Raw genomic sequence first — 22,984 nt, forward strand, 5'->3', positions numbered from 1 at the left:
CGGTCCGGGCGGGGTTAGTCAGGGTGCGGGCAGCCGCGTCCCCGACCCGACCGGCGCCGCGAAGACCGGGCGACCGTCCGCGCTCCATGTCACGCGCTGGATACGCGGCGAACGCTTCGCCGTGCACTTCATGTCGGGGCCCGGATTGGCGTGATAGACGATCCAGGTTTCGCGACCGCCGGGCGACGTGAAGAACCCGTTATGCCCGGGGGCGTAGACATTCTGGTCGGGAGCCTTCGCGACGACGGGGCGTGGCGACTTGGTCCAGGCGGTCGCGTCGAGTGGATCGCTGCCCGCGCGGGCGCTGAGCAGGCCGATGGCATAGTCGTCCGACCAGCACGCGCTTGCCGAATAGGTCAGGAACAGGCCGCCCTTCGGACCGAGCAGGAATTCGGGGCCCTCGAGAATCTGTCGTCCGCCCTGGCGTTCCCAGGCGCGGTCGGGGCGGGCGATGATCGTCTCGCGGCCTGCCAGCGTCCAGGGGTTGGCCATCGCGACGATCGCGAGCACGCTGTCGGCGCCGACATAGGGCGAATAGACGAAATACCGCTTGCCCGCATGGGCAAAGGTCGTGCCGTCGATCCCGCTATGCTCGGTCTGCAACCGGCCGCGATCGGTCCAGCGTCCGCGGGTCGGATCGGCAGCGGCATTCTCGAGGACGAAGATCCCGCGATGCGCGTCGTCGTCATGCCCGTCCTCGGCCGCGGTATAATAGATGTACCAGCGGCCATCGATACGGTGGAGTTCGGGCGCCCAGATCGACTGCGCGTTCGGCCCGGTGGCCGGCGGCGTCCAGACCGTTACCTCGGGCGCATCGGCGAGCCGTGCAAGATCGGTGGTCTTGCGGATCGCGAGCCGGTTGCCGAGCGTGTTCATGTAGTAATAGGTCGATCCCTCGCGGACGATCCACGGGTCGGCACCCGAGGCGAGCAGCGGGTTGGCGAACGTGCGCGCGGCCGGTGCCGGCACGCGCGCCGGGGTCGCTGGCATGGCGCCCGCCGCGCCAGCGATCGCCGCTGCGACCAGTGCGGCACGAGCGAGGCGGTCTGCGATCATGGGCTGTCTCCGGGAAAGGCGGCGAGGATCGCGTCATATTGCGCGCGCGAAATGCCGATCATCGAGCCGTGGCGCGTTCCCGCGGGCATTTCGTAGCGGTTCCATTCGGGTACGCCGCTGTTCCCCGAGACCTGATACCATGGCCCTTCGAGGCGCGGCGCGGTGGACAGCCCGTAGCTCGTGCCGGCATATTGCTCGTAATAGAGTAGCCAGTCGGCGCCGTTCGGTGCGCGGACGATCGTCGGGGCCTCGCGGAAATTGGGGCTGACCGGCGGACCCGGCTCGGGGTACGGGCCGAGCAGCGCGGCGGCGCAGCTGATCCGCACGGTCTTGCCCGTCGTCCACGCGGTCGAGGGATAGCGCTCGTCCTTGACGATCGCGCAATAGCCGCCGGTACCGTTGGGCTGAACGATCGTGTCGATCGTCGCCATGTCCCATGCGAACAGGCGACGCGGCGGCGCGGCGAAGGTCCGGAGGTCCTTCGACTGGACATACAGCGTGCGCTGGCTTCCCCAATAGCGTTCCGGATCCTGCGGCGACCCGTCGAGGTTGGGCGTATGCCATGTCAGCAGGAACTGCCCCGATGGCGTATCGTAGAACAGCTTGGGCGCGCCGATGCGTTGCAGCGCATGCGGATGACCTGCAATCGTCTTCAGCGCAGGTCGATAGCTGCCGAAGGACGTCCAGCGGATCAGGTCGTCCGAGACCCAGAAGCGGATCAGCGGGTCGTCGTCGCCCGTGTTGCCGACCAGATAATAGCGGCCATCACCACCGCGCGCGATCGAGGCATGGCCGTGATAGTCCGCCGATACCGGCCGCCCCGCATTGATACGGCGCCAGTGCAGGCCGTCGAGGCTGACCGAATAATACAGGACGCCGTACTGCTCCTTCGTCATGTGCGCGAACAGATAGGCCTTTGCCGGATCGACATAGGGGGTGACCGGCCCGCCCGGTGCGACCTGTGCGCTGCCCGTCCCGGCAAACACCCCGCCCGATGCCACAAGCGCACGCATGACGATGGACGATATCCGCCTCATATCACTCTCCCTTCAAGCATGGATACTATAGATAAGACAAATTGTCGCTGTCCATTGCAAAGCGGGCAGGGGGTGCGACGTGGGGCGCACTCGCGTCGCGAGCGAGGGGACAAGACGGATCAGCGGTGGCGTTCGCGCGTCGGGCACCCTAGGTCGCGGCGATGACCGATACAGTTGCTGCCCCCTCGATTCCTGCCCCCGCGATGCCGCAGCGCGAATTCGTCGCGTTCGTGGCCGCACTCATGGCGGTCAATGCGCTGGGCGTCGACCTGATGCTGCCCGCGCTTGCGGATATCGGGCACCAGCTCGGGATCGCCACCGCGAACCATCGGCAGTGGATCATCACCGCCTATATGCTCGGCTTCGGCGCCGGACAGCTTGTCTACGGGCCGCTTGCCGACCGGTTCGGGCGCAAGCCGATCCTGCTCGGCACGCTGGTCGGCTTTGTCGCCGCAAGCGTCTTTGCCGCAAGCTCGCAGACGTTCGGTGCGCTGATCGGGGCTCGCATCCTCCAGGGGCTGATGTCGGCCTCGACGCGCGTGCTCGCGGTGGCGATCGTCCGCGACCGCTTCTCGGGGCGCCAGATGGCGCGGACGCTGTCGGTGGCGCAGATGATCTTCTTCCTCGTGCCGATCATGGCACCGAGCCTCGGCCAGATCCTGCTCGCGTTCGGGCCGTGGCGGTTCATCTTCTATGCGCTGGCGGCGTTCGCGGCGTTTGTGCTCGCCTGGTCGTTCGTACGGCTGCCCGAGACGCTGACGCTCGCACGGCGCACGCCGCTGTCGATCGCCTCGCTCCGGCGCGGCTACACGCTGACGCTGACCAACCGCTATTCGGCGGGCTATGCGGTCGCCGCGTCGATGACGTTCGGCGGGATCATCGCGTTCGTGTCGTCGGCGCAGCAGATCTTCGTCGACGAATTCCACGCCGGCTCGCGGTTCACCATCCTGTTCGCGGTCTGCGCCTTCTCGATGGGCTGCGCATCGTTCGCCAACAGCCGGCTGGTCGAGCGGCTCGGCACGCGGCTGATCTCGCAGACCGCGGTGCTCGCGCTGATCGCGTTGTCGCTGGCGCATATCGCGGTGATCGCGGGCGGGATCGAGACGCTGTGGACCTATATGGTGTTCCAGGCGCTGAGCATGACGTGCATCGGCCTGTGCGGTTCGAACTTCGGTGCGATGGCGATGGAGCCCGTCGGGCATATCGCGGGCACCGCCTCGTCGATCCAGGGCTTCATCACCAGCGTCGGCGCGGTGGTCGTCGGGTCGCTGATCGGGCAGTCGTACAACGGGACGACCTATCCGCTGGCGATCGGGTATCTGCTGATCGGGCTGGGCGTGCTCGCGGTCGTCTATGCGGTCGAGGGCGGCAAGCTGTTCCACGCGCACAACCGCGTGCCCGACGCGGGCGAATGATCGCCAGACCCTTGCGGCGGGCAGGGTAGCCAACCCCGCCCGCCGCCGCCTGTTAGTCGAAGCCCGTCAGTCGCCGCAGCGCGTCATCGGGACGGGGGCGGAGTCGATCTTCACGTCGGACACCGCGAGGTCGAGCGTCGCATCGGCTGCGATCACGAACGGTGCCGTGACGTGCGCCATGTCGACGCCGCGACCGGCGAAACATTGCAGCGGGACGATCACCTGTTGCCACGCGCCGGGCTTGGCGCCCGCGAGCATCTTCGTGATCGGCACGGTGACGGGCGCGGCGTCGCCGCTCGCCATGCCCAGGCTGACGGCGCCGGTGGTGGGACGATCGACGCGGACATCGACCACGAGGCTGAGCTCGCCATTGCTCTCGCGCGTCAGGTCGAGCGGACGATCCGACTCGATCCGCGCATCGGTCCGCGTCGTCGCGGGGCCGCCGGTCCAGCTGAACCGGCGCGCATCCTCCTGCCGGCGGCGATCGACCGCGGTCACCGTGAGCCGCCTGGCGACCGTCGTCGCGGTCGCACCCGACATCCGCACCTTCGCCTGGCCCGGCTCGACCAGCGTCAGCGACCACCCCTCGGGCACGCGCCCCTTGCCGAACACCGTGCCGTTGGCGGACGCGGCGAGTCCGGCCGGGCGCGTCTCGTCGAGCCTGGGGACCGACCCCGGCTTGGCGTAGCGCAGGCCATAGCCGAGCGCGAACAGCGGGTCGTACCCGGGATCGCTGCGGTTCAGCACATATTGGTCGGGGCGGCGCGGCCAGGAGAAGCTGAGCGTGCCGCGAAAGTCGTTCGCGACCGCGCCATCGGGCTTGCGCAGCACCAGGTCGGCGACCCCGCCGCCCTCGCTGCCCGGCAGGAACGCGGCGACGAACGCATCCGACGCGTTGAGCTCGGCATTCACCCACATCGGCCGCCCCGACAGGAAGACGGCGACGACGGGAACGCCCGCGGCCTTAAGCTTCCGCAGCAGCGCGAGGTCGGACTTGTCCTCGGGGCTGTATTCCAGCGTCGGGCGATCGCCCTTGAACTCGGCATAGGGCTCCTCGCCGAACACGACGATCGCCGCATCGGGCGTCTTGGTGAAGCTGCCGTCCGCCGACAGCGTCGCGGTGCCGCCCGCCGCCCTGACCGCGGTGTCGATCCCCGACCAGATCGACTCCGCATTGGGGAAATTGGCCTTGGTCGTGCCCGTACCCTGCCATGTCAGCGACCAGCCGCCCGCCTGTTGCGGGATATTGTCCGCACCGCCGCCTGCAACGAGGATCGTGGCGGAGGGCTTCAGCGGCAGCAGCCCGCCCTCGTTCTTGAGCAGCACCAACGATTCCCGCACCGCGCGGCGTGCGATCGCGCGGTGGTCGGCGGCACCGATCAGGGTCATCTTGCCCGCCAGCGCGCGCGACGACGGGCGGCCGCGATCGAACGTCCCCGCCCGGAATTTCACGCGCAGGATGCGGCGCACCGCATCGTCGAGCCGTGCCGCGGGGATCTCGCCCGACTGCGCCTGCTTCAGCGTGTTGGCGTACAGCGTCTTCCACGCGTCGCCCGAATACATGAACATGTCGAGCCCGGCGTTGATCGCTGCGGCGCAGCTTTCGTTGGTGCAGCCGTCGACCTGGCCGTGTCCGTTCCAGTCGCCGACGACGAATCCGTCAAACCGCATCCGGTCCTTCAGCACGCCCGTCAACAAGCTCTGGTTGCCGTGCATCTTGGCGCCGTTCCAGCTCGAGAAGCTCGCCATCACCGACTGAGTCCCCGCCTCGATCGCGGCGGGATAGCCGCCGAGATGGACGTCGCGCAGCACCGTCTCGGGCACGCGCGTGTCGCCCTGGTCGCGACCACCGGTGCCGCCGTCGCCGAGGAAATGCTTCGTCGTCGCGATCACATGGTCGGGCGCGAGAAAGCTCTTCGTACCGACGATGCCCTGTACGCCCTCGATCACCGCGCCCGCATAGTCGGCGGGGATCGCGGGCTCCTCGGAATAGCTCTCGTACGTCCGGCCCCAGCGGTCGTCGCGGACCACCGCGAGCGTCGGGGCGAAGGTCCAGTCAATCCCGGCCGCCGCGGTCTCGATCGCGGTGACATGGCCGATCTCGCGCATCAGGTCGCGATCATGCGCCGCGCCGAGCCCGATATTGTGCGGAAACAGCGTCGCACCGGGAATGTTGTTGTTGCCGTGGACCGCATCGGTGCCCCAGATCACCGGGATGCTGGGTCCCGCGTCGCTGCGCGCCATCGATGCGTCGTAGAACGCGTCGGCAAGTTTCAGCCATGCTGCCGGGGGCGCCAGATCGTCCCCGCCGGGCCCCGAATTGCCGCCGTTCAGGATCGAGCCAAGCTTGTACGTGCGCAGGTCGTCGGGGGTGATGCTGGCGATGTCGACCTGGATCAGCTGCCCGACCTTGTCGGCGACGCTCATCCGCTTGATCACCGCATCGATCCGCGCCTCGATAGCGGGATCGCGCGACGGGCGTGCGGCGACCGCGGGCCACAGGTCCGGATGCGCGACCGCCGAGAGCGGGCCGGGCTGTGCGGGTGTCCGGACGCCGGGTGCGGACGGGGTGGCGCGCACCGGCGCTGCGGTCGGCGCCGTCGCTGTCGGGGGAGGGGGCACCGTGGCCGCGGATTGCAGCAGCAGCGCAAGCGTGAGCGTTGAAAACCCCGTCGACATCCCATTCTCCCCGATCGGCACGCCATCGCGAGCGGTACCGTTACCACCCTGTTACTGCGCGTATCGCGGCGCGGACAAGGATTTTGCTCGATTGTACGAAAGCGCGCTGAGCGGGGTCGCTGGCGGCGTGGGGATGGACCGTATCGGTCGGCCGGATGGGACGCGAGGAGTCGTGCTGGTCGCCATCCGACGTAATTCGGCCGTGTCTGTGGCCGTTTCCGCAGATCTGCGGGATCTATCGGCGGGGCAGGGTGCCGCGCATGCAGAAGAATGGGCCGGGGTTGCCCCGGCCCACCAGTCTTAGTTGCTGTCGGAGTCGTTGCCGCCGTCGATCGCCATGTACAGGCCGCCTGCAACCGCGACTGCGGCAACCGCGACGATCGCGAGGCCGGCACCGGCAACCTTGCTCTTCTTCGCGGTCGGCGTTGCGGCGCGCGTCGACTTTGCGACCGACAGGCTTGCCGCGGCGTTCGGCGCAGCATTTGCAGCGACCGGCAGTGCGAGGAAAGCAAGGGCCGATGCGGCCGTAATGAACTTACGCATAATGAAGAACTCCGTCTCGTTGATATCTGGCGAGCCGCAGTCATTCGGCAAAAGACTTAATTTAGCAATAATTTTCGGTCGCTGTGATGGTGGCAAATGCTGAACAAAGGGCTCGAAACGTTCGCGATCAGCTTTGGGCAGGCACCATAAAGTACAGAGTTACAGTGATATTGCTGATGCACGCGACCGCATGACGATCCGCGAACGCAGCGTATCTGTCGAAGCCGGTCGCGTGCACGTGATGAAGGCGCATCGAATCGTAAGTGCTTCCACGGTCTCGAGAGGATTGCGCACATGCTTAGCGTTCGGCGGGCGGCGTATCCGCCGCGGTGACGTGGATCCGCTCGACGCGCAGGATCGGCTGTCGGTCGCCGTCGCCGGCGGGGTAGATTGCAAGCGCCATGTCGATCGTGGCGCCGCCGTCGGAAGTCGGCTGATGATTCGTCCGCCAGCCGTCGACCGCGGCCGCGACCTGGCCAACGAAATCAGGGGCGGCGCCCGACTCGATCACCGCGGACGTCACGGGCATCAGCAGGATGGGCACCACGGTCCGCGGCATCCCCGCGCCCGGGACGAGGCTGTACGCATAGGTCACCGTCGCGGCCGCCTCGACCGGCACCGTCCCGGTCACGCCGCTCGCGAGCCCGGCGAACGCCGCTTCGAGATTGGCCTCGTAGCTCGATCCCGCGGGCAGGAGCCCGTCGATGTCAAGGCTGGCAAAGCTGAGATCGGGCGCGAGCGGGCTTGCAAACCGCACGACGGGGGTCCGGAACACGAAGGCATCGCTGGTCGTGGCGGATGGCGCGCTGTCGGGCAGGAGATGCGCGTTGCGCAGGATCTGCAGGCTGGTCTGTCCGTTTCGATAGCCGAAGATGCTGAGCCCGCGCATGACGATCGACCGCGTGCCAGCCGCCACCACCTGCTGGTACGTGACGGGCGTTGCCCCGGCTGTGTAGCCGAACCGGATGCTGTCCTGCCCCGCGACCGACGTGATCGTCGTGGTCCACGGATCGGGCCCGGTCCCCGCGACGTTCGCGACATCGATGACGGGCGCGATCTCGATGACAGGCACGGGCAGCGTGAGTCCCGCGCCCGGCGCCGTGATCGTCGTGCGATTTGCGTCGAGCGTTGCCGGGTAGCCGTTGATCGTGAGCCCGTTTATCGCGACCGCCGCGGGATCGGTCGGGCTTGCCGGGACCAGTTCGATCTCGAATGCCAGTTTCGTTTCGGGCGGCAGCGATGTCGGCGCATCGAACGCGACGACCGACTTGGCCCAGGCATCATGCGCCTGCGACACCGCCGTCAGCAGCGCGATGAACCATTGCATCGGCGTTGCCGCCGCCCGCGCAGCGCCGTCGTCCGCGATCGCGTCGAGCGCGGTGGTCATCGCCTTCAGGACGGCCGGATAGACCTGGACGAACTGGGCAAGCGCCGCCTGGAGCGTGCTGGCCGGATCGGCGTCGTCGGCCTGCACGTCGTCGTCAGGGGGAATGTTAAAATCGATCTCGGTCGCGATCGAGTCCTGCGCTGCACGATCATAGGCGAAGTCGACGCGGTAATCCCATTGCGCCAGCTCGTCGGGCGTGGTCGCCGCTGGATAGGTGGCGTTGCCCGACTGAGCCTGCATCGTCGGCGGCTGCGGCAGCGCGCGCAGCACGACGGGCACGTCGATCGCCTGTGCGGTGCCGGTGCTGTCCGGATTGAAGGCGCGCGGGGCGAACGGCGTGACGAAGGCGATCCAGTCGCTGTCCGTATAGCCGGCAATGCCCGGGACGCTTCGGATCGCGTGCTCGACATGCGTGATGGCCCATTCGAATTCGAGCGACAAATAGGCGGCGCTGCTCGTCGCGACGTTGCGTGAATCCACCAGGAAGCCCAGCCGCGCCGGGCTTGTGGGGTCGAGCGGCAGCCGCGTCGTGGACAGCGCGAAGGTCGCATTGGCACCCGCGACGGCGGTCTCCGCCAGTGTCGCGCGTGGCTTGCCGTACAGCGTTACGGCTCCGCCAGACACGGCATCGGCCTGGAAGACGGTGATCGCGGTGGTCGAAAACGCCGGCCCGAGACGGTCGAGCAACGCCTGGCGCAGCGTCTCGCATGCGGTTTGCCGGCTGGCGGGGTCGGGCGTCGGCCAGGGACTGTCGGCGCCCGGGGATGCGAAGATCGGCTGGACCGACGCGGCGATCGAGCCGGCCAGTGCGGCCTTGATCAGGAGCAGCTGTGCCAGCGCGCCATCGGTGAGCGGATCGGCGATCCCCCGGCTCCTGTCGAACAGATAGAGCGCGGCCGCGAGGTCGGGTGCGAGCGCGGCATCGATGGCGTCGAGCACGAGCTGGAACCAGACGTTCGGATCGATCCCGGTAAAGCTCCGCGTCACCGGCGACTGGGCGGGCGGAAAATTCTGCGTGGCGTCATAGGCGGGGTAAAGCGCGAAATCGTCGCTGACCAGATGCGTCGCGAGCGGCAACGGCGCGTAATAGAGCGGCAGATTGGCGAGCGTGAACCCCAGCCCGCTCGGCGTGGCGGAAAGCGGCGCATCGGCCATGCGAACCGCCCACAGGCTCTGCGTGCGCCGGTCGCCGACGTCCGCCGCCGCACCGCTGGCGGGGGAGGTGCCGACCCTGAGCGACCAGCCGTCTGCGGGTGCGACGAACATCGCCTCGAACTGCGCGGCGAACTGCGAATAGCCGCTTCCGGCATCGGCATCGCCGTCGGGCATGGGCAGGATGTCGATCGACGCCCGCTCGCCGTCCGCCAGACCCGCCAGCGCGGAGTCGACGAGCAGTCCCTGGCGGCAGAGCGTCAGTGACATCGTCAGCGGTAGGATATTGCCCGGCGCCACCGCATCGACGCTGACCGGGATCGACAGGCACGCAGCCAGAGGCTGGGTGCCGGCCTGGCCAGCCTGCACCGCTGCGAGATAGGCGAGTATCTGATCGACGAAATCGCGAAATATCTGCGCCTGTGCGGCGCCGAGCGCCAGATCGGGCACCGCCAGCAGATCCGTATGCAGCGCGAACCCGACCGCCTCGCCGCTCGCCCAGGGCGAGGTGTTCGTGCCGTAATCCTGGTTCAGCTGATACCAGATCCGCGTGTAGCGCGAGGTGTCGCGCACGGCCGCGGCCTGTCCGCTGTCGGGATCCAGATAGGCCGCGGTCGAGAACGACAGCGTGATCGCGAGTTCGCCGGCGGCATAGGCATAATGAAGCGCGAAATTGGGCCATGACGCGGGGCCAATCAGCGTGTCGCGGTAGAGCAGGGGTACGATCTGCCCGCTGACCGCGCCCGTGTACTGGGGTGACGGTGCCGCGAACTGGTCGATCAGCCGGTTGCCGAACAGGTCGCGCCAGCCCAGATCGAGCTGCGCGAGCGTACCGACGCCGCGATAGGGGCTGTCCGCGCCGAGCGGCTGCCCCGCACCGCCGCCCGTCGGCGCGACATTGGTCTGCGCGCTGGAAAGCAGCCCGAATGCCTGGCGATAGCAGCGCGGCGCGGTATCGGCCGCGGCGACGAGCAGCGCACGCCGCAGGACGGGGTCGGCCATGACGCGCCGCTGTTCCGCCGCCCGCCGCGTCGCGGTCGCATCCATCGGGTCGCTCAATGGCTGCGGACCGATTGGCGCGCCGCGACTGGCGGTAAAATAGCGATTCCCGACAAGCCCGGTCCCGAGCAATGTGAACAGCTGCGCGAGCGTCGCTCCGGCTGAGGTGTCGGTGGGATCGGGTGCCGGCCGGGTCAGTTCGAAGGTGACGTTGCCCGATGCATCGCCCGGGCGCACGTCGAGCGCCTGTGGATCGATCGTCAGCGTTTCGCCGCCGGTGCTCGGCGAAGTGAGCATCGCGGCGTCCGCCACCCCCGTCGCGAGGTCATCGACGCTGATGCCATAGCGCCCGGCGAGCGAGACCAGCGTGTCGCCCGCCACGGTCCCATAGGGAATGGGCGGGAGGTACAGCGCGGTGCCCGCGGTGGCGCCAATTCCTGGATTGGCTGCGGATATCTGCGTGCCGGTGAGCGGGGGATAGGACGCCGCGATTGCATCCCACGCGTCCGCCGCGCCGGCGTCGGCGGGGGTCACGAGATGCGTGACGCCACCGATCTGCACCGCGACCCCGGGCAGAAGCGGGAACGTCGCGTTCAGCTCGGCGATCCGGCCGACGCTGAGGCCATAAAGCGCCGCCATCTGCGCCAGCGAGGCGCCGGCGACAGGCTGTGCCGGGGTCGCCGCGCTGCGCGATTCGAGCGCGACCTGTACGCCCACCCCGGCTGCCGGATCGTCGGTCAGCACCGCGTTGACGAACGCGGTCAGCCGGTCCTGGACAAGCGCGCCGCCGCGAGGATAGCAGAACAGCAGCACGAGATCCGCCTTGCCCGTCGCGTCGAACGCCGAGGCCGGCAGCCGATCCCATGTCAGGAAATACCCGCCCGACCGCACCGTCGAGAGTTCCCACAGCAATTGCGCGACCTGACCCGGGGGATTGGCGATGTTGCCGATTGGCGGGGCGGGGGCGGGCGGATCGGCGTCGCGCGCTGCTGTCGCCGGCGCCGGGGTCGCCTGCGTCGACAGCGTCGTGCGGCTGAAGAACGCCGGGGCGGCGGGATCTTCGGGTGCAAGCAGTTGCGCATCCTTGCCGCTGCCCTGCGCGTACGCCAGGTACAATCCCGATATCAGCGCATCGGTGCCGGCGTGGCTGTCGTTCAGCCCCAGTGCCGAGACGAGCTGTTCGAGCAGCGACGCCTGCGTCGCGTCCGGCGCCATGACCTCGTAGGTGAAGCCGCGTGTCTTCGCGAACGCCGCGCCGGCGGTGGCCGGTGGCAATCGCCGAACGCTGAACCCGATCCGCGTCGCCCAGCAATATTGGCCGAGCGGGGTCTGGACCGGCGCCTTGCTGATCGGATCGACGGTCAGCGCCTCGGGGGCGAGCGCCTCGCAATAGGACAGCTGCGCCGCGTAGGGGACACCCGCGGCGTTCAGCCGCCGCGCGCGCGCCGCCGCGTCGGCCAGCAGCGTCTGCGGCACCCTCCACAGCATCGGCAACAGCGATCGTTCGGGCTGCAGCGGTTCGGTCGGAGGGATGGTAAGCAGGCCGATCGCCGTCGGATCGGCGGCGACGAAGCCGACGCCCGTGCTGAGCGGCCAGGTCCGCGGCGTCCGCGCGACCGCCGGCAGGATGCGGAAATCGGTCTGCGGATCGAACGCCCCGGCCTGCGCACAGGCGAGCACCGGACCAAGCTGAGCCAGCGGATCGACGAGATCGACGACGCTGCCCGCTGCCGTATCGAAGGAGACGAACGTCAGATGTCCGGGGAGGCTGGAGACGGTCAGGCTGTACTCGCCCGCGGCGGGCACCGGGCCCGCCGCCGCCGCCGGAAATTGCTGGCCGGTCAGCTGATAAAGGCCATATTCGCCTTGCGGGCTGGTGTTCGCGGTGAACGCCGCCGACAGCGATAGCGCGCCCTGCGCGGTCGTGACGGGCAATCGTACGCCCGCGGTCATGAAACGCGTAACGATGCCGGCAATGGTGGCAAGCTGGTCGTCGTCGCAGATGGCTGTCCACAGCGCATCGCTGCTCGCCTGCGTGACGTTGTCGAGCGGGATGCTGGGCGTCGTCGCGGCATCGAACAGCGGGATGGTCTGGTTGGCCGGCACCGCGCCGATCGCCGAAACCGTCGTGCCATAGCGCGCCGCGATCGCCGCGAGCGTATCGCCGGCCGCCACCGCAAGGCTCAGTCCGGCATCGAGCGGATCGCGCCGCACGTGCAGCTGCTGCCCCGCGATCAACGTCTGCATCGTGCCGATCGCGGTGGCGAGTTGCGCGGGCGTCCAGGCGGTGGCGGGCTCGATCCGACCCAGCGCGTTCAGCAATTCGGCAAAGCTGATCGCGGGCGGCGTGAGAAAGGACCCGCCGTTCACCGGGATGGCGATCCCGCTCGACAGCACGCGCGCGTCCGGATTGCCGGCGATCAGGTCGTCGGCCTCGATCGCGAAACGCTGTGCGATCGTCGCGAGGCTGTCGTCGTTGCGGATCGTGTATGCGGCGGCCGGAACGAGGAGGACGCCGGCGGAGAGCGGTGTCGTCGCATTCGGCAGGACGATATCGTCGACCCTGATGCCGAGCCCGTCGGCGGTACCGCTCGTCCTGCTCCAGTCGAGGATGGCCTCAAGCGTGTCGGCCGTCGCGAGCGCGAAGTCGAACCTGCGGAACGCATTGCACGCCGCCTGCAACAGCTGCCGCCCCGTCAGCATCATCATGTCGACGAACAGCATCGCCGCCATCGATCTGGGTATCTCTGCCGCCGCCCGCGACGGCCGCGGCAGGATGACGCGTGACGGCGCCTGCGCGCCCGCGGTTTCGAGCTCGGCGGCGAGGCTTGCGAACAGCGCCGCGACGCCATCGCGGTAGCCCGGTGGCACGATGACGTAGCGGGAGAAATCGACGCTCTGCCCGGTCGTGCCGTTGAGGCTCGGCGTCGCGACCAATCCGTCGATCGGCGGCACCGGCACCGATCCGGGATCGAGCGCACGCTGGTTCGCCGCGGTCAGCGCGTGCAGATTGATCGTGAACCCCGAGAGGAAGCTCAGATAGTCGTCGAAATCGAGCGGTGGATCGGCAAGGTCGGCGAGCCTGTCCATATAGGCCTGGAGGATGGCAGGCGTCAGGCGCGCCGCGTCGCCGCCGAGATGACCGACCAGCCAGGGCAGCAGGTTCGCGCACAGCGTCTCGAACGATGTCGCGCCGGTCGCCGGCACGCCCGACTGCGATGGCGCATCCATCATCAATACGGCGACGAACGCGCCCGTCTGCGCGGCCGGGTCGGTGTCCCCCTCGGCCGCCACGACCGTGTAGGCGACGGTCGCATACAGATCGAGCACCGGCCCGACGTCGCCCGCGCTACACAGGCGGGGCCGTGCCTCGCCGCGCGGGGTCGGCGTCGGCAGCATGATCAGCGTGCGATCGGTCGGTCCGGCGAGCCCCGCGCCAGGCGGCGGCAGCCAGGGCGCGGTGCCGTCGTCGACCTGAATCATGAAGCTGCAATGGACGTCGGTGTGAAACGACAGATCGAAGCTGATCGAGAACAGGCCGAGATCGATCCGCACCGTGAGCGCCACCGATACCGATACGCCTGCCGAAATCGTGATCGGCTGGAAGGACTCATACGCGATCGTCAGCGTGAGCGTTATGTTGATGCTGAGCGATGCCCGGACGATCGCAAAATCGACCGATCCATATAGCAGCCCGATCAGGCCGACGGTGCCGATCAGTTTGAAATAATAGTCGTGCTGGACGCTGTTTCCGAGCTCCGCGGGCGGCAGATAGGGGTGCCAGGACGCGATCACGCCCTCGATCATGGCGACGGCGGTGAGCGAGAAGCCCGCGCTGAGCGGTCCGGCGGTAAAGCTGTAGCCCAGCCCGAGCTGGAAACCGATCCCGAAGGCGATGACCGGGTCGAACGTACCGAGCGTGGTCGCCGGCGTGACGGTCGACGTGGCGCCGCTCAGCTTGCCGAAATATACCCCGCCGCCACCCGTCACGGGGAGCCCCGCGATGATCGCGGAGAACGCAAAGGACCGGCTGAAATCCATGTTCCGCGGAAAGCCGATGTCGATCATGAAATCGCCATTGGTGTAGATCTGCACGCCGATGTCCGGCAGCACCACCGAGACCGCACCGAAATCGAGCGTGCGGACAGAATCGGGGAAGCGCCAGTCGATCTGGTACAGCCCGACCCGGTCGGTCACTTTCTTGTAGAGTATGTCGACTGCGAGCCCGGCGAGCGCCTTCGCCTTGCCACCCGCCATCTCCAGATGCAGCCCGTAGAAATCGGAATCGTGAAAGACGAACCCCAGGTCGACCGTCCAGCCGATATCTGTCTTCAGCATCTGCATGTGCGACGCGATCAGCCAGTCGCTCGACCGGGCGTATTGGACCACGGGCGGGGTCGCGCCGGCCGGCACGACCGGGTTGGAATCGCCATCGCTGCTTGTAATGGCGGCGAGCGCTCCGATCACCTGCGTGACGCTGGTGGCGTCGGTCATTCCGGTTACGCCGACGCGCTGTCCCATGATCAACAGGTCGATCGAGAGCAGATCGTTGCCGCGGCCGGCTATGCCGGGTAGATCCTGCACGTCCTGCCCCGCGGGGGCGGCGTCCGCGAGACCCGGGCCGCTCGCTTGCCGGCCGAAGAGTTTCAGCAGACGCGGATCGACACCCGGCAGATACAGCAACGGCGAGTCGCCCGCGAGCGACAGCGTTATCAGGGGTTCGCCGACCGCTTGGGGAACCCTTGCGACGGTGAGGCCGCTGATCGTGGCGAACCCCAGATCGATCGCGCTCGGCAGCGTGTAGGTCGCGGAAATCGCCGCCGGCGCGTCTTTGGCGAGCGCGAAGCCGATCTCGAGCCCGTCGAGCGCGACCTGATCGAGCAGGTCCCATGGCGAGGAGAGCGTGACATAGGGTTCGTGGATCGTCCGCATCAGCGCGGTGATCGCCCCGCCGATGCTGATGCTCGGGAAGGCGAATATGAGTGTGTCGTCCCCCGCGGTGTACGTCGCGGTGGCGCCTTCCCAGCTGAGCCGGAGCGTCGAGTTGGCATCGGCGAAGCTGTACGCGATGACGACGCTCGCGCCGAGCACGACGACCGTCGTGGTTGCCGTGCTCGTATAGCGTTCGCCCTCATCCCGACCCGCGTCGTAGAGGAGACTGACCTGCGCCTGGGCAGGCTTGGCGACGATATTGCCAAGCGTGAGCGTCCAGCTGAACGTGCCGGCGACGGTATAGGTCGTGGCGACGTTCGCGCCCTCGGGCGCAATCTGCGCGTCGATGGTCAGCGCGGAGACGCGGATATCACCCGGCAGAAACGGCGAAGGGCTGAGCGGTCCGAGAAACTGGTCGACCAGATCCGATAGCGCGACCGGTTCGACCAGGGTCGCCGACAAGGCCCAGACGCCGCCGCTTCGATGCTGCACCGTCACCGCCGCATCGACGGTTCCGATCGCGATACTGCCCGTGAACGATCCGTCGTAGATCGTCAGCGCGGGGCCGGCATTTCCCGCTCCAGATTGCGCGGGGGGACTCGCCGCGAGGACGAAGGAGGCGTTTTCGACGGCGAGCAGCGGCGTGCCCGCGATCGTGAGGAGATCGAAATCCGCCTGCAACCGGGCGGTAAGCGCAGAGGTGCCTGCGCTCCGGCTATAGTCGAACACGACATCGGACAGCGCGATGTCCGTCCCCGATGGCAGGCTGATCTGGCCGGCGGAAAGGCCGTCGACCAATCCGCCGAGCGTGACGCTTCCCTGATACGTCGCGTGAAACGTCAGATCGGTACTGATCGTGAAGCCGAAACTGCCGGGAAAGATCGCGGGGAGCAGCGCGGCGGTGGCGGTGAAGACCGCCGAGGAGGTCGGCGTCGTGCCCGAATCGTCGGTCGTCCAGACGAGCGATACCGCGTCGAACGTCAGCGACAGCGCGTTGGTACTGTCATTCAGCGGGTTCCATCCTATCGGCTGCGGCGTGCCGAGCGTCGCCACGATCGACGTGAGCGTCGCCGGATCGAGATGGGCCGTGAACATGACGTCGATCAGATCGACGCTGGTCAGATAGGCCTGGAGCTCGGCCGGTACGTCCTGGAAATAATATCGGCCACCGACCAGCCCCGCGATCGCGCCCGGACTGAGCGGGGCCGCGCCCGCCGTCGCTTCGAGCACGAAGTCGACGCTCGTGGCGGTCGCCGGGGGATCGGGGGGGACGGTGGCGCTGAGCACGCAGGTGACCGGAGTCTCGCCCGTCGCCCCGACCATGGTGTCGATCGCCAGGTCGAGCGATGGCGCTGCCGCCGAGCCGGGATCGTCGGCGGCCGCCGATCCTCGCGGGTCTTGTGGGACCGCGCCGGTATCGGCTGCCGGCAGGATGAGACGGATCGTCGGCGTGTCGACGGTCAGGAATCCAAAGAGTGTCAGCGGCGCACTCGTGATGAGTGGCGCGATCAATCGTCCTGCTGGAAGACAGACGGACGCGCCGTCGACCGCGGCGAAATCGAGCGCGCCGGTGAGTGGCAGGACGCCGCCGGGCAAGACCAGTCCCGCGACCAGCGCCGCGACCGGCCCCAGCGGTACCGGCGGGACCAGCTTCGCCGCCATGGTCTGGATCGCGCCCGCGTCGATGGTATCGAACGTGAACGACACGTCGGAGACCTGCGCGCAGTCGAATGGCCAGCCGGCCGCGGCCGGCGTGAGGTCGGTCCAGGTCCAGCCGTCCGGACTGATCTCGACCGTGATGCGCAAGACCGCCGCATGGTCGGGATCGAGCCCGAAAATGATCGTCGCATCGGGAACCGCGACGCCGATAAAGTCGAGCTGGACGCCCGTCACGCTGAAGCCGTCCGCGGTGACGGACGAGATCGCGTCGGCGGCGTAGCGCAGCACGAGCGGGCCGCCGCCCGCCGTCTGGAACGCCTTGGCGAGATCCGTGTCGATCCCGTCGGGGACGGTCGCGCCACCGGCCAGCGCCGTCGTGAGGGTCGCGCTGTCGAGCGTGAACTCGGGCGCGGCGGCGGCGAGCGACAGCGCCAGTGCGCCAAGCGGAAACTCAGACATCGGCGGTCACCCCAAACGCGCCGCACAGGGCGTCGACCCGGCTCATCGCACCACCTCGGACCGCGCCGCGATCGACGCGACATCGCCTGCCGCCGCAACCGCCCCCGAGGCCGGATTGTAGGCGGCGTACCAGCCCAGGCTGCCGCCGCCGGGGTCGCCGAACAGGAAGAAGTGGATGGTGCCGTCGGGAATCTTCTTCACCCCGAGGAAGGTCACGCCGATATCGGCAAGCTTGATCGAGAACTGCCCCGCGACCGGTTGCAGCAGCGTGATCGGGCCGGTGGTGACGTCGATCACCCCCTGCAGGCTGAATATGCTTGCGCCCGGTGCCGCGCCGGGGAGGCTGATGCCGACGAACAGGGCGGGCGGGGTGCCCGCGATCGGCGACCATGCCACCAGCAGCTGCGAACTGAAGCCGGCGTCGGCAACCAACGTACCCGGGCCGCCCATATTGACCTTGTAGACGATGCCGTACCAACCGCCGCTCAGCGCCGCCAGCGTCGGTCCCTCGGGGGCAACCGTCAGGAAGCCGTGGTCGAGCGGCGTCGCGCCGTCGGGCGCGGCAATGAAGCTCTGCAGCTGCAGCGCCATGCTCGAAAACAGGCTCGACGCGCGCGGCGTGCTCGCGCCGAGATCGAAGGCGATATTGGAGGGATCGAACGCGAACGCGCTCTGCGTCGGCGTTGCCAGCGGGCTGCGCATGGTGAGCTGAAGGTTAGAATAGGCCAGACCCGGACCCGGCGGCGCCCCGGCCTGCGAGCCGAACGACAGGATGTCGTAGCCGATGCTGCGATCGCCCGTCGGCGTGCTGACCGGGGCGTCGAGCAGCGGGAAATCGAACGTGCCCCATAGCAGGAAGCGGCTGATGATCGTCGGCACCGTGCCCGACGGCCAGATGTCGTCGGACACGCCGAGCGTGTCGAACTGCACGCGTGACAGCGTGATCGCGTTCAACGCGGGCGTGTCGATGGTAAACAGGACGGGCCGCGTCTGCCGGAAGACATAGGCGGTCTTGCCGTTCTGACTGACCGCGCTGCCGGCCAGCACGACGCCGTTCCCCTCGGACGCCTGCCATGCGTCGGGGAAGGTTGGATCGACCGGATTATACCCGGCATCCGGCGCCGCGCGGCGCGTCGCGGTCACCGCGGCACCGAACAGTTCGTTGATCGAGAGCTGGATCCGGCTCTCGAAACTGGTCATCCGCGCATTGACGAACAGCGCCTGCAGATTGAGGACGCGGAACCCGAATGCGTCGTCGGTATCGATCGCGAGCGGCGTGTCGGGGTCGTTCCCCGCTGCAATCGACGCGAGATAGAGCGGGTCCTGATAGTCGATCAGACCGAACAGGCTGGAGACGCCGTCGATCGTCAGCGCTGCGGTCGGCGGCGAGCCCGTGCCCGGATCGGGGGCGAGCGTCACACGGCTGAGCGTCGCGCCGAAATGATGCGCATAAAGCCGACTTGGATCGATCCCCGCGGCCAGCCCGGCGATCTGCGGGGGCAGCGCCGACGCTGGCGGGAGCGAGGCGCGCAGGGCAAGAAAACCCCGCCAATCCGCCTGCGTCGCGATCGCTGCGATGTTGGCGTAGAGCGGGCTGGTCCTGCTGGAGGCGATCGCAGCCTCGAGATAGGCCACGAGCCAGGTCGACACGCTGGTATAGCCGAACGCGGGATCCATCCCTGACAGCAACGAGAACTCGAGCGGGTCGACCCAATTGTTGGGGTTCCGCGCCCAGTCGATCAGCGGGCCGTCACAATATTTCAGCAGCAGGATATTGCTGTAATCGATCGGCCGCACGCCCTCGCCGACCGCGACGTCGAATTGCCAGTCGGCGATGTCGAGCGTCTGCGAGAAGCTGGCGAGCGGCTCCGCGTTGACCGCGACCGCGAACAATTGGCTCGTCTGGAGCGCGTCCTGGAGCGTCGCGGTCGGGGCGGTGAAGCCCAAGGTGGTCAGCGAACCGCCGTCGCGCGGCTGATATTGCGCCAGCGCCACCGCGAGCAGATCGGTGGCGCCTTCGGTCGCGGCAACCTGCGCGAGCAGTCCCTGGCGGGTGGTGGTCCAGCTGCCGGCGGGGGCGTCGCCAACGCCATCCGCGGCGAGCCGCCTTTCGCGCCGGAGCGCACGCGCGGCGCGCGCCGCCGAGCGCGCGCCGCCGAGGATCGTCTTGCGCGTGGCCGACAGGATCTGGCTTTCAAAGGCCCCGACCGCGCTCGCGGTGCCGCCCGCAGCGCTCCATCCGGTCGGATCGGGGACATAGGCGGCATAGGGCGCGATCGGCACGGAATAGCCCGGCTGCTGCGGCACCGATGTCGCGGGCGGCGCCGATCCGAGCAAGGGCGTGCCGCCCGACCCCGTACCATCCGACCCGGCGGTACCCAACGGCGCGCCGCCATAATAGGCGCCGCCATCCGGCTCGGCCTGATAGAGCGGGGAGGGGCCGATGAGACTCGCCCAGGCGGTACGATAGGTGCCCGTCAACCGCTGTGCCGCGACCATGCCGTGGTCCAGATTGGTCATCGTCGCCGCTGGAAACGGGAAGACCGGCGCATAGGCCGGTTGCGCCGTAAGGAAGCGCAGCCGCGATCCGGCGTCGGGCTGGTCCGGATCCCAGCCGGTGAAGTTGAACCGCTCCGATCCGAACAGCCCCGGCAGCAGCGTCTGTCCCGCACAGCCCGGCGTCATGCCTTCGGTGGCAAGCCCGTACCCGCGAGGCCGAAAGTGTCCTTTTGAAGCTGATGACCGATCGTGATGCAAATGTTCGTAACTGGGCAACGTTTGGCGTCGGACAGCAGCGAGACAGCGACACTTATGAGATACGTGCCGCCCTTGCCGCCGCGCTCTCAGATGACGATCATGAAGTGCGCTACGAAGGCATTATCGGTTTGGGGCGACGGCGCGACAGCCGTGCGGTAAGATACTTGAAGTTTCTTCTGCATGATGATCCAAACGACTTTTTCGCACGTGATGCGGCCGTCAGACTGCTGGGCTTTGATGAGAAAGAACAAGTCGCGACGATGGAGTTGCTAGGAGCGCTTCAACGGCTCCAACGCTGGCATGTGGCCAAATATCGTGCATGATTCATAGCCGGTTATACGGGCTAACGCCCGTAAGCCGCCGGTCCGCTATCCACCACGTCGCGAAATTCCTTGGCGGATACGCAGGCCTCAAAAGCGGTCCGGCTGGAAACGCCCAAATGCGGACATTCCTTACAGGCGGACTTCCTGCACCGAGTCGCCGCGTTCGAACTCCCAAGTCCGCGCCATATTCAATACCGTTTCGAACGGCTCCTTGGGGTGCGACGTTGTGCAGAGAAAGCGGCTCGGATCGCTGGCGTCCCCAACTACAAGCCAGTCGATCGTTTCTTCCAGTTCCTCGGAGCCGGGACCGAAGATGGCAAGCAACGATACACCATCAGCAAGGCACTCTTCGACAAACCCGGCCAATCGGCCCTCGTCCTCGATTTGACTATGCAGGATGATCTTGCGGGCAAGTGCCATGGTGACAGAGCGTAGGCGTGGACCACAACGTCTGCAATCCACACGATCCGACGTCGCGCGCGGCTGACCTTCGTACAGCCGCAACCGCCCAATTGCGGTCATCGACGATCCCGTGCTTAATAGGTTCATGGGCAGGATCGGACTCCAAACCATCGCGGCTTTCTTAGCTGTCCTGTGCAACGTTGAGTGTGCATCCGCCTGCACGGTCATGATCCCGCGCGAATGGGGCGCGCCCGAGTTCCGGAAGATGGCGAAGGATGCGGTCAACAACTCGACAGTCATCATTGATGGTGAGGTTGTGCAGCCTTTCCTTGAAGGCAAACAGAATGCGGTAGTTCGCGCCGTCCGTATCCTCAAGGGTCCTGAACAAACGCTGTTTGAAGTGGGAGAGCGTGACAGTTGCAGCTTGCGGCTTGATCGTGCGGGCGAGCGAAGGCGTATGCTACTTGTCGGCGGACCGACGGTATACGACCTTTGGAACGACGGCTCGAACTCCCAATATGAGGATCACGTTCTCAGATCGGATCGCCGGAAGGTCTGGCGATTTGTCGCTGGGCACGAGCCATCACCTGCTGCTGCTCGCTGACGGGTAACGTCTGCTCTCGCCCATTAGCGGACATTCGCCATACGGCTATGGTGGGCAAAATACTCGCCGTACTCACGATCCTCATCGAAGTATCCGGGTTCAAAGCCTTGCGGTCGTATCTTCGCAGACCGCGCCTGCATCCGCATAGCCAGCTTGTCATTCGTATCCTCATCGCCGAGAAAAGCCCATGGGGTGACGTTGAGCATAATGCCGGCGACAAAGAGAAACTCTGGATCATCAGAGTTTTCGCCACCGAAGTCCTCAAAGAGCATTCGCCAGAGTGGCATTGCTTCCGGGTCGTCTGACAGGCCAGTAAGGATGTCCGGTTCGGCCCAGTGCCACCAAGCTAAAAACATCAACTCTAACGCTAGCTCGCGACTGATGGCGTCCATCGCCCAGCAACGGCAGAGGTCATTGTATATGCTTTGCAGCGGTTCGGGACGAGGATGATCGGGCGTCACGCCTGCATTATGCCACAATCGGCCAGCGGTGTTCCATAAGAATTGGAATGTCCGCTTGCCACCACTTTCGGACATTCCTGCTGCGACAATCAAAATCCCCCAGCAAGTGTTGCTATCTCCGATGCACAACCACCGTGTGATTGACGGCTAACGTCGCTCCCGTCTCTTGTAGAAAGCCATTCTACAAGACCGGCTGCTTGAGTCTGCGGCTATCTTCGTCCCTGTTCGATCCAACAAACGGCGCCCGGCGCGCCGCCATCGAACCGAGGATCAGCCGCCATGGGCACCAAGAGCAAGCCGTTCCGCGCCTTCGTCGAAGGCGAGACCATCAGCGATGGCCGCAAGGTCACGCCCGAGATGATCGACGAATGCGTCGCGACCTTCGCACCCGCGACCTATTCCCCGCGGATCAACCTCGAGCATGTCTCCGGCTACAGCCCGGAGCCGCCCTTCAACGGCTATGGCGACGTCGTCTCGCTCGAAGCTAAGACCGACGACATCGTCATCGCCGGCAAGAGTGAGAAGCGCCGCGCTCTGTACGCGATTGTCGAAGGCAACGACCAGCTGGTCGCGCTCGCCAGGGCCGACCAGAAGCCGTTCCCCTCGGTAGAACTCACCCCCAATTATGCCGGCAGCGGCAAGTTCGGCATCATCGGCCTGGCCTTTACCGACACGCCTGCGTCGATCGGCACCGAGCGCCTGCAATTCTCGCACCGCGCGCCCGGCACCGTGTTCGCCTCGGGATCCGACGCCGTCGCGATCGAATTCGAGGCGAAGCAGGCCGAACAGGAGAAGGTCGACAGCATCGTCGACCGCCTGTTCTCGGCCGTCGCCGCCAAATTCAAACCCGCCGAGCCCGCCACGCCGGCGCCCGCCAACGATAATTTCGATCCGGCGACCTTCGCCACCGACATGCGGACCGCGTTCAGTGGCTCGCTCACCGCGGCGTTGAAGCCGGTCACGGACGCGCATGCCTCGCTGCAGCGCGAGCTCGCAACGCTGAAGACGCAGCTGGCCGCCACGGAGCAGCCCGGCTTCTCGCGCGCGCCGGCATCGGGGGCAGGGGACGACGCCGTCACCGACTGCTGATCCGCCGCGCCCGACACCGACCGCCCCGTC

At 67.2% G+C, this 22,984-nt stretch carries 12 protein-coding genes; 4 read left to right on the top strand and 8 right to left on the bottom strand.

Annotation, left to right across the window (positions count from 1 at the left end; all coding sequences use genetic code 11):
- Positions 1–18: 18 nt before the first annotated feature.
- Together AC0CH3_RS12020 and AC0CH3_RS12025 are read right to left on the bottom strand one after the other, a co-directional pair.
- Positions 19–1,056, bottom strand: a complete 1,038-nt coding sequence (locus AC0CH3_RS12020; RefSeq protein WP_465237934.1) for a glycoside hydrolase family 43 protein — start codon at positions 1,054–1,056, stop codon at positions 19–21.
- Positions 1,053–2,093 carry a glycoside hydrolase family protein gene (locus AC0CH3_RS12025; protein WP_354303935.1) on the bottom strand — a complete coding sequence of 347 codons (1,041 nt, stop codon included), beginning with the start codon at positions 2,091–2,093 and terminating at the stop codon, positions 1,053–1,055. Before AC0CH3_RS12025 ends, AC0CH3_RS12020 begins: the two co-directional genes overlap by 4 nt.
- A gap of 203 nt (positions 2,094–2,296) precedes the next feature.
- On the opposite strand from AC0CH3_RS12025, the gene AC0CH3_RS12030 reads away from it, so the two are divergent.
- Positions 2,297–3,508, top strand: coding sequence for a multidrug effflux MFS transporter (locus AC0CH3_RS12030; protein WP_354304107.1), 1,212 nt, complete (start codon positions 2,297–2,299; stop codon positions 3,506–3,508).
- A 66-nt stretch (positions 3,509–3,574) separates the two neighbouring features.
- Here the strand turns inward: AC0CH3_RS12030 and AC0CH3_RS12035 are convergent, their stop codons facing one another.
- From AC0CH3_RS12035 to AC0CH3_RS12050, 4 genes are all read right to left on the bottom strand, one after another.
- Positions 3,575–6,187, bottom strand: coding sequence for a glycoside hydrolase family 3 protein (locus AC0CH3_RS12035; RefSeq protein WP_354303937.1), 2,613 nt, complete (start codon positions 6,185–6,187; stop codon positions 3,575–3,577).
- A 300-nt stretch (positions 6,188–6,487) separates the two neighbouring features.
- A complete protein-coding gene (locus AC0CH3_RS12040) occupies positions 6,488–6,730 on the bottom strand; it encodes a hypothetical protein (RefSeq protein ID WP_056018863.1) in 243 nt (80 codons plus the stop codon).
- A 298-nt stretch (positions 6,731–7,028) separates the two neighbouring features.
- Complete coding sequence (locus AC0CH3_RS12045; RefSeq protein WP_465237935.1) at positions 7,029–17,318, bottom strand: LysM peptidoglycan-binding domain-containing protein; 10,290 nt, start codon at positions 17,316–17,318, stop codon at positions 7,029–7,031.
- A gap of 42 nt (positions 17,319–17,360) precedes the next feature.
- Entirely contained in the window at positions 17,361–20,003 is a 2,643-nt protein-coding gene (locus tag AC0CH3_RS12050) for a hypothetical protein (protein ID WP_465237936.1), read from the bottom strand.
- Positions 20,004–20,047: 44 nt separating this feature from the next.
- On the opposite strand from AC0CH3_RS12050, the gene AC0CH3_RS12055 reads away from it, so the two are divergent.
- On the top strand, positions 20,048–20,398 hold the full coding sequence (locus AC0CH3_RS12055) for a HEAT repeat domain-containing protein (RefSeq protein ID WP_465237937.1): 351 nt from the start codon (positions 20,048–20,050) through the stop codon (positions 20,396–20,398).
- A 129-nt stretch (positions 20,399–20,527) separates the two neighbouring features.
- On the opposite strand, the gene AC0CH3_RS12060 is transcribed toward AC0CH3_RS12055, so the two are convergent.
- Positions 20,528–20,818, bottom strand: a complete 291-nt coding sequence (locus tag AC0CH3_RS12060; protein ID WP_354303943.1) for a hypothetical protein — start codon at positions 20,816–20,818, stop codon at positions 20,528–20,530.
- A gap of 127 nt (positions 20,819–20,945) precedes the next feature.
- Here AC0CH3_RS12060 and AC0CH3_RS12065 point away from each other — a divergent pair, with 127 nt between their 5' ends.
- Entirely contained in the window at positions 20,946–21,404 is a 459-nt protein-coding gene (locus tag AC0CH3_RS12065) for a hypothetical protein (RefSeq protein WP_465237938.1), read from the top strand.
- A 23-nt stretch (positions 21,405–21,427) separates the two neighbouring features.
- On the opposite strand, the gene AC0CH3_RS12070 is transcribed toward AC0CH3_RS12065, so the two are convergent.
- Positions 21,428–21,865: a hypothetical protein gene (locus AC0CH3_RS12070; protein WP_354303947.1), complete on the bottom strand. Its 438-nt coding sequence runs from the start codon at positions 21,863–21,865 to the stop codon at positions 21,428–21,430.
- A gap of 279 nt (positions 21,866–22,144) precedes the next feature.
- On the opposite strand from AC0CH3_RS12070, the gene AC0CH3_RS12075 reads away from it, so the two are divergent.
- Positions 22,145–22,954, top strand: coding sequence for a GPO family capsid scaffolding protein (locus AC0CH3_RS12075; protein ID WP_354303949.1), 810 nt, complete (start codon positions 22,145–22,147; stop codon positions 22,952–22,954).
- The last annotated feature ends 30 nt before the right edge of the window (positions 22,955–22,984 follow it).

The sequence above is a fragment of the Sphingomonas sp. AC449 genome (assembly GCF_979253475.1).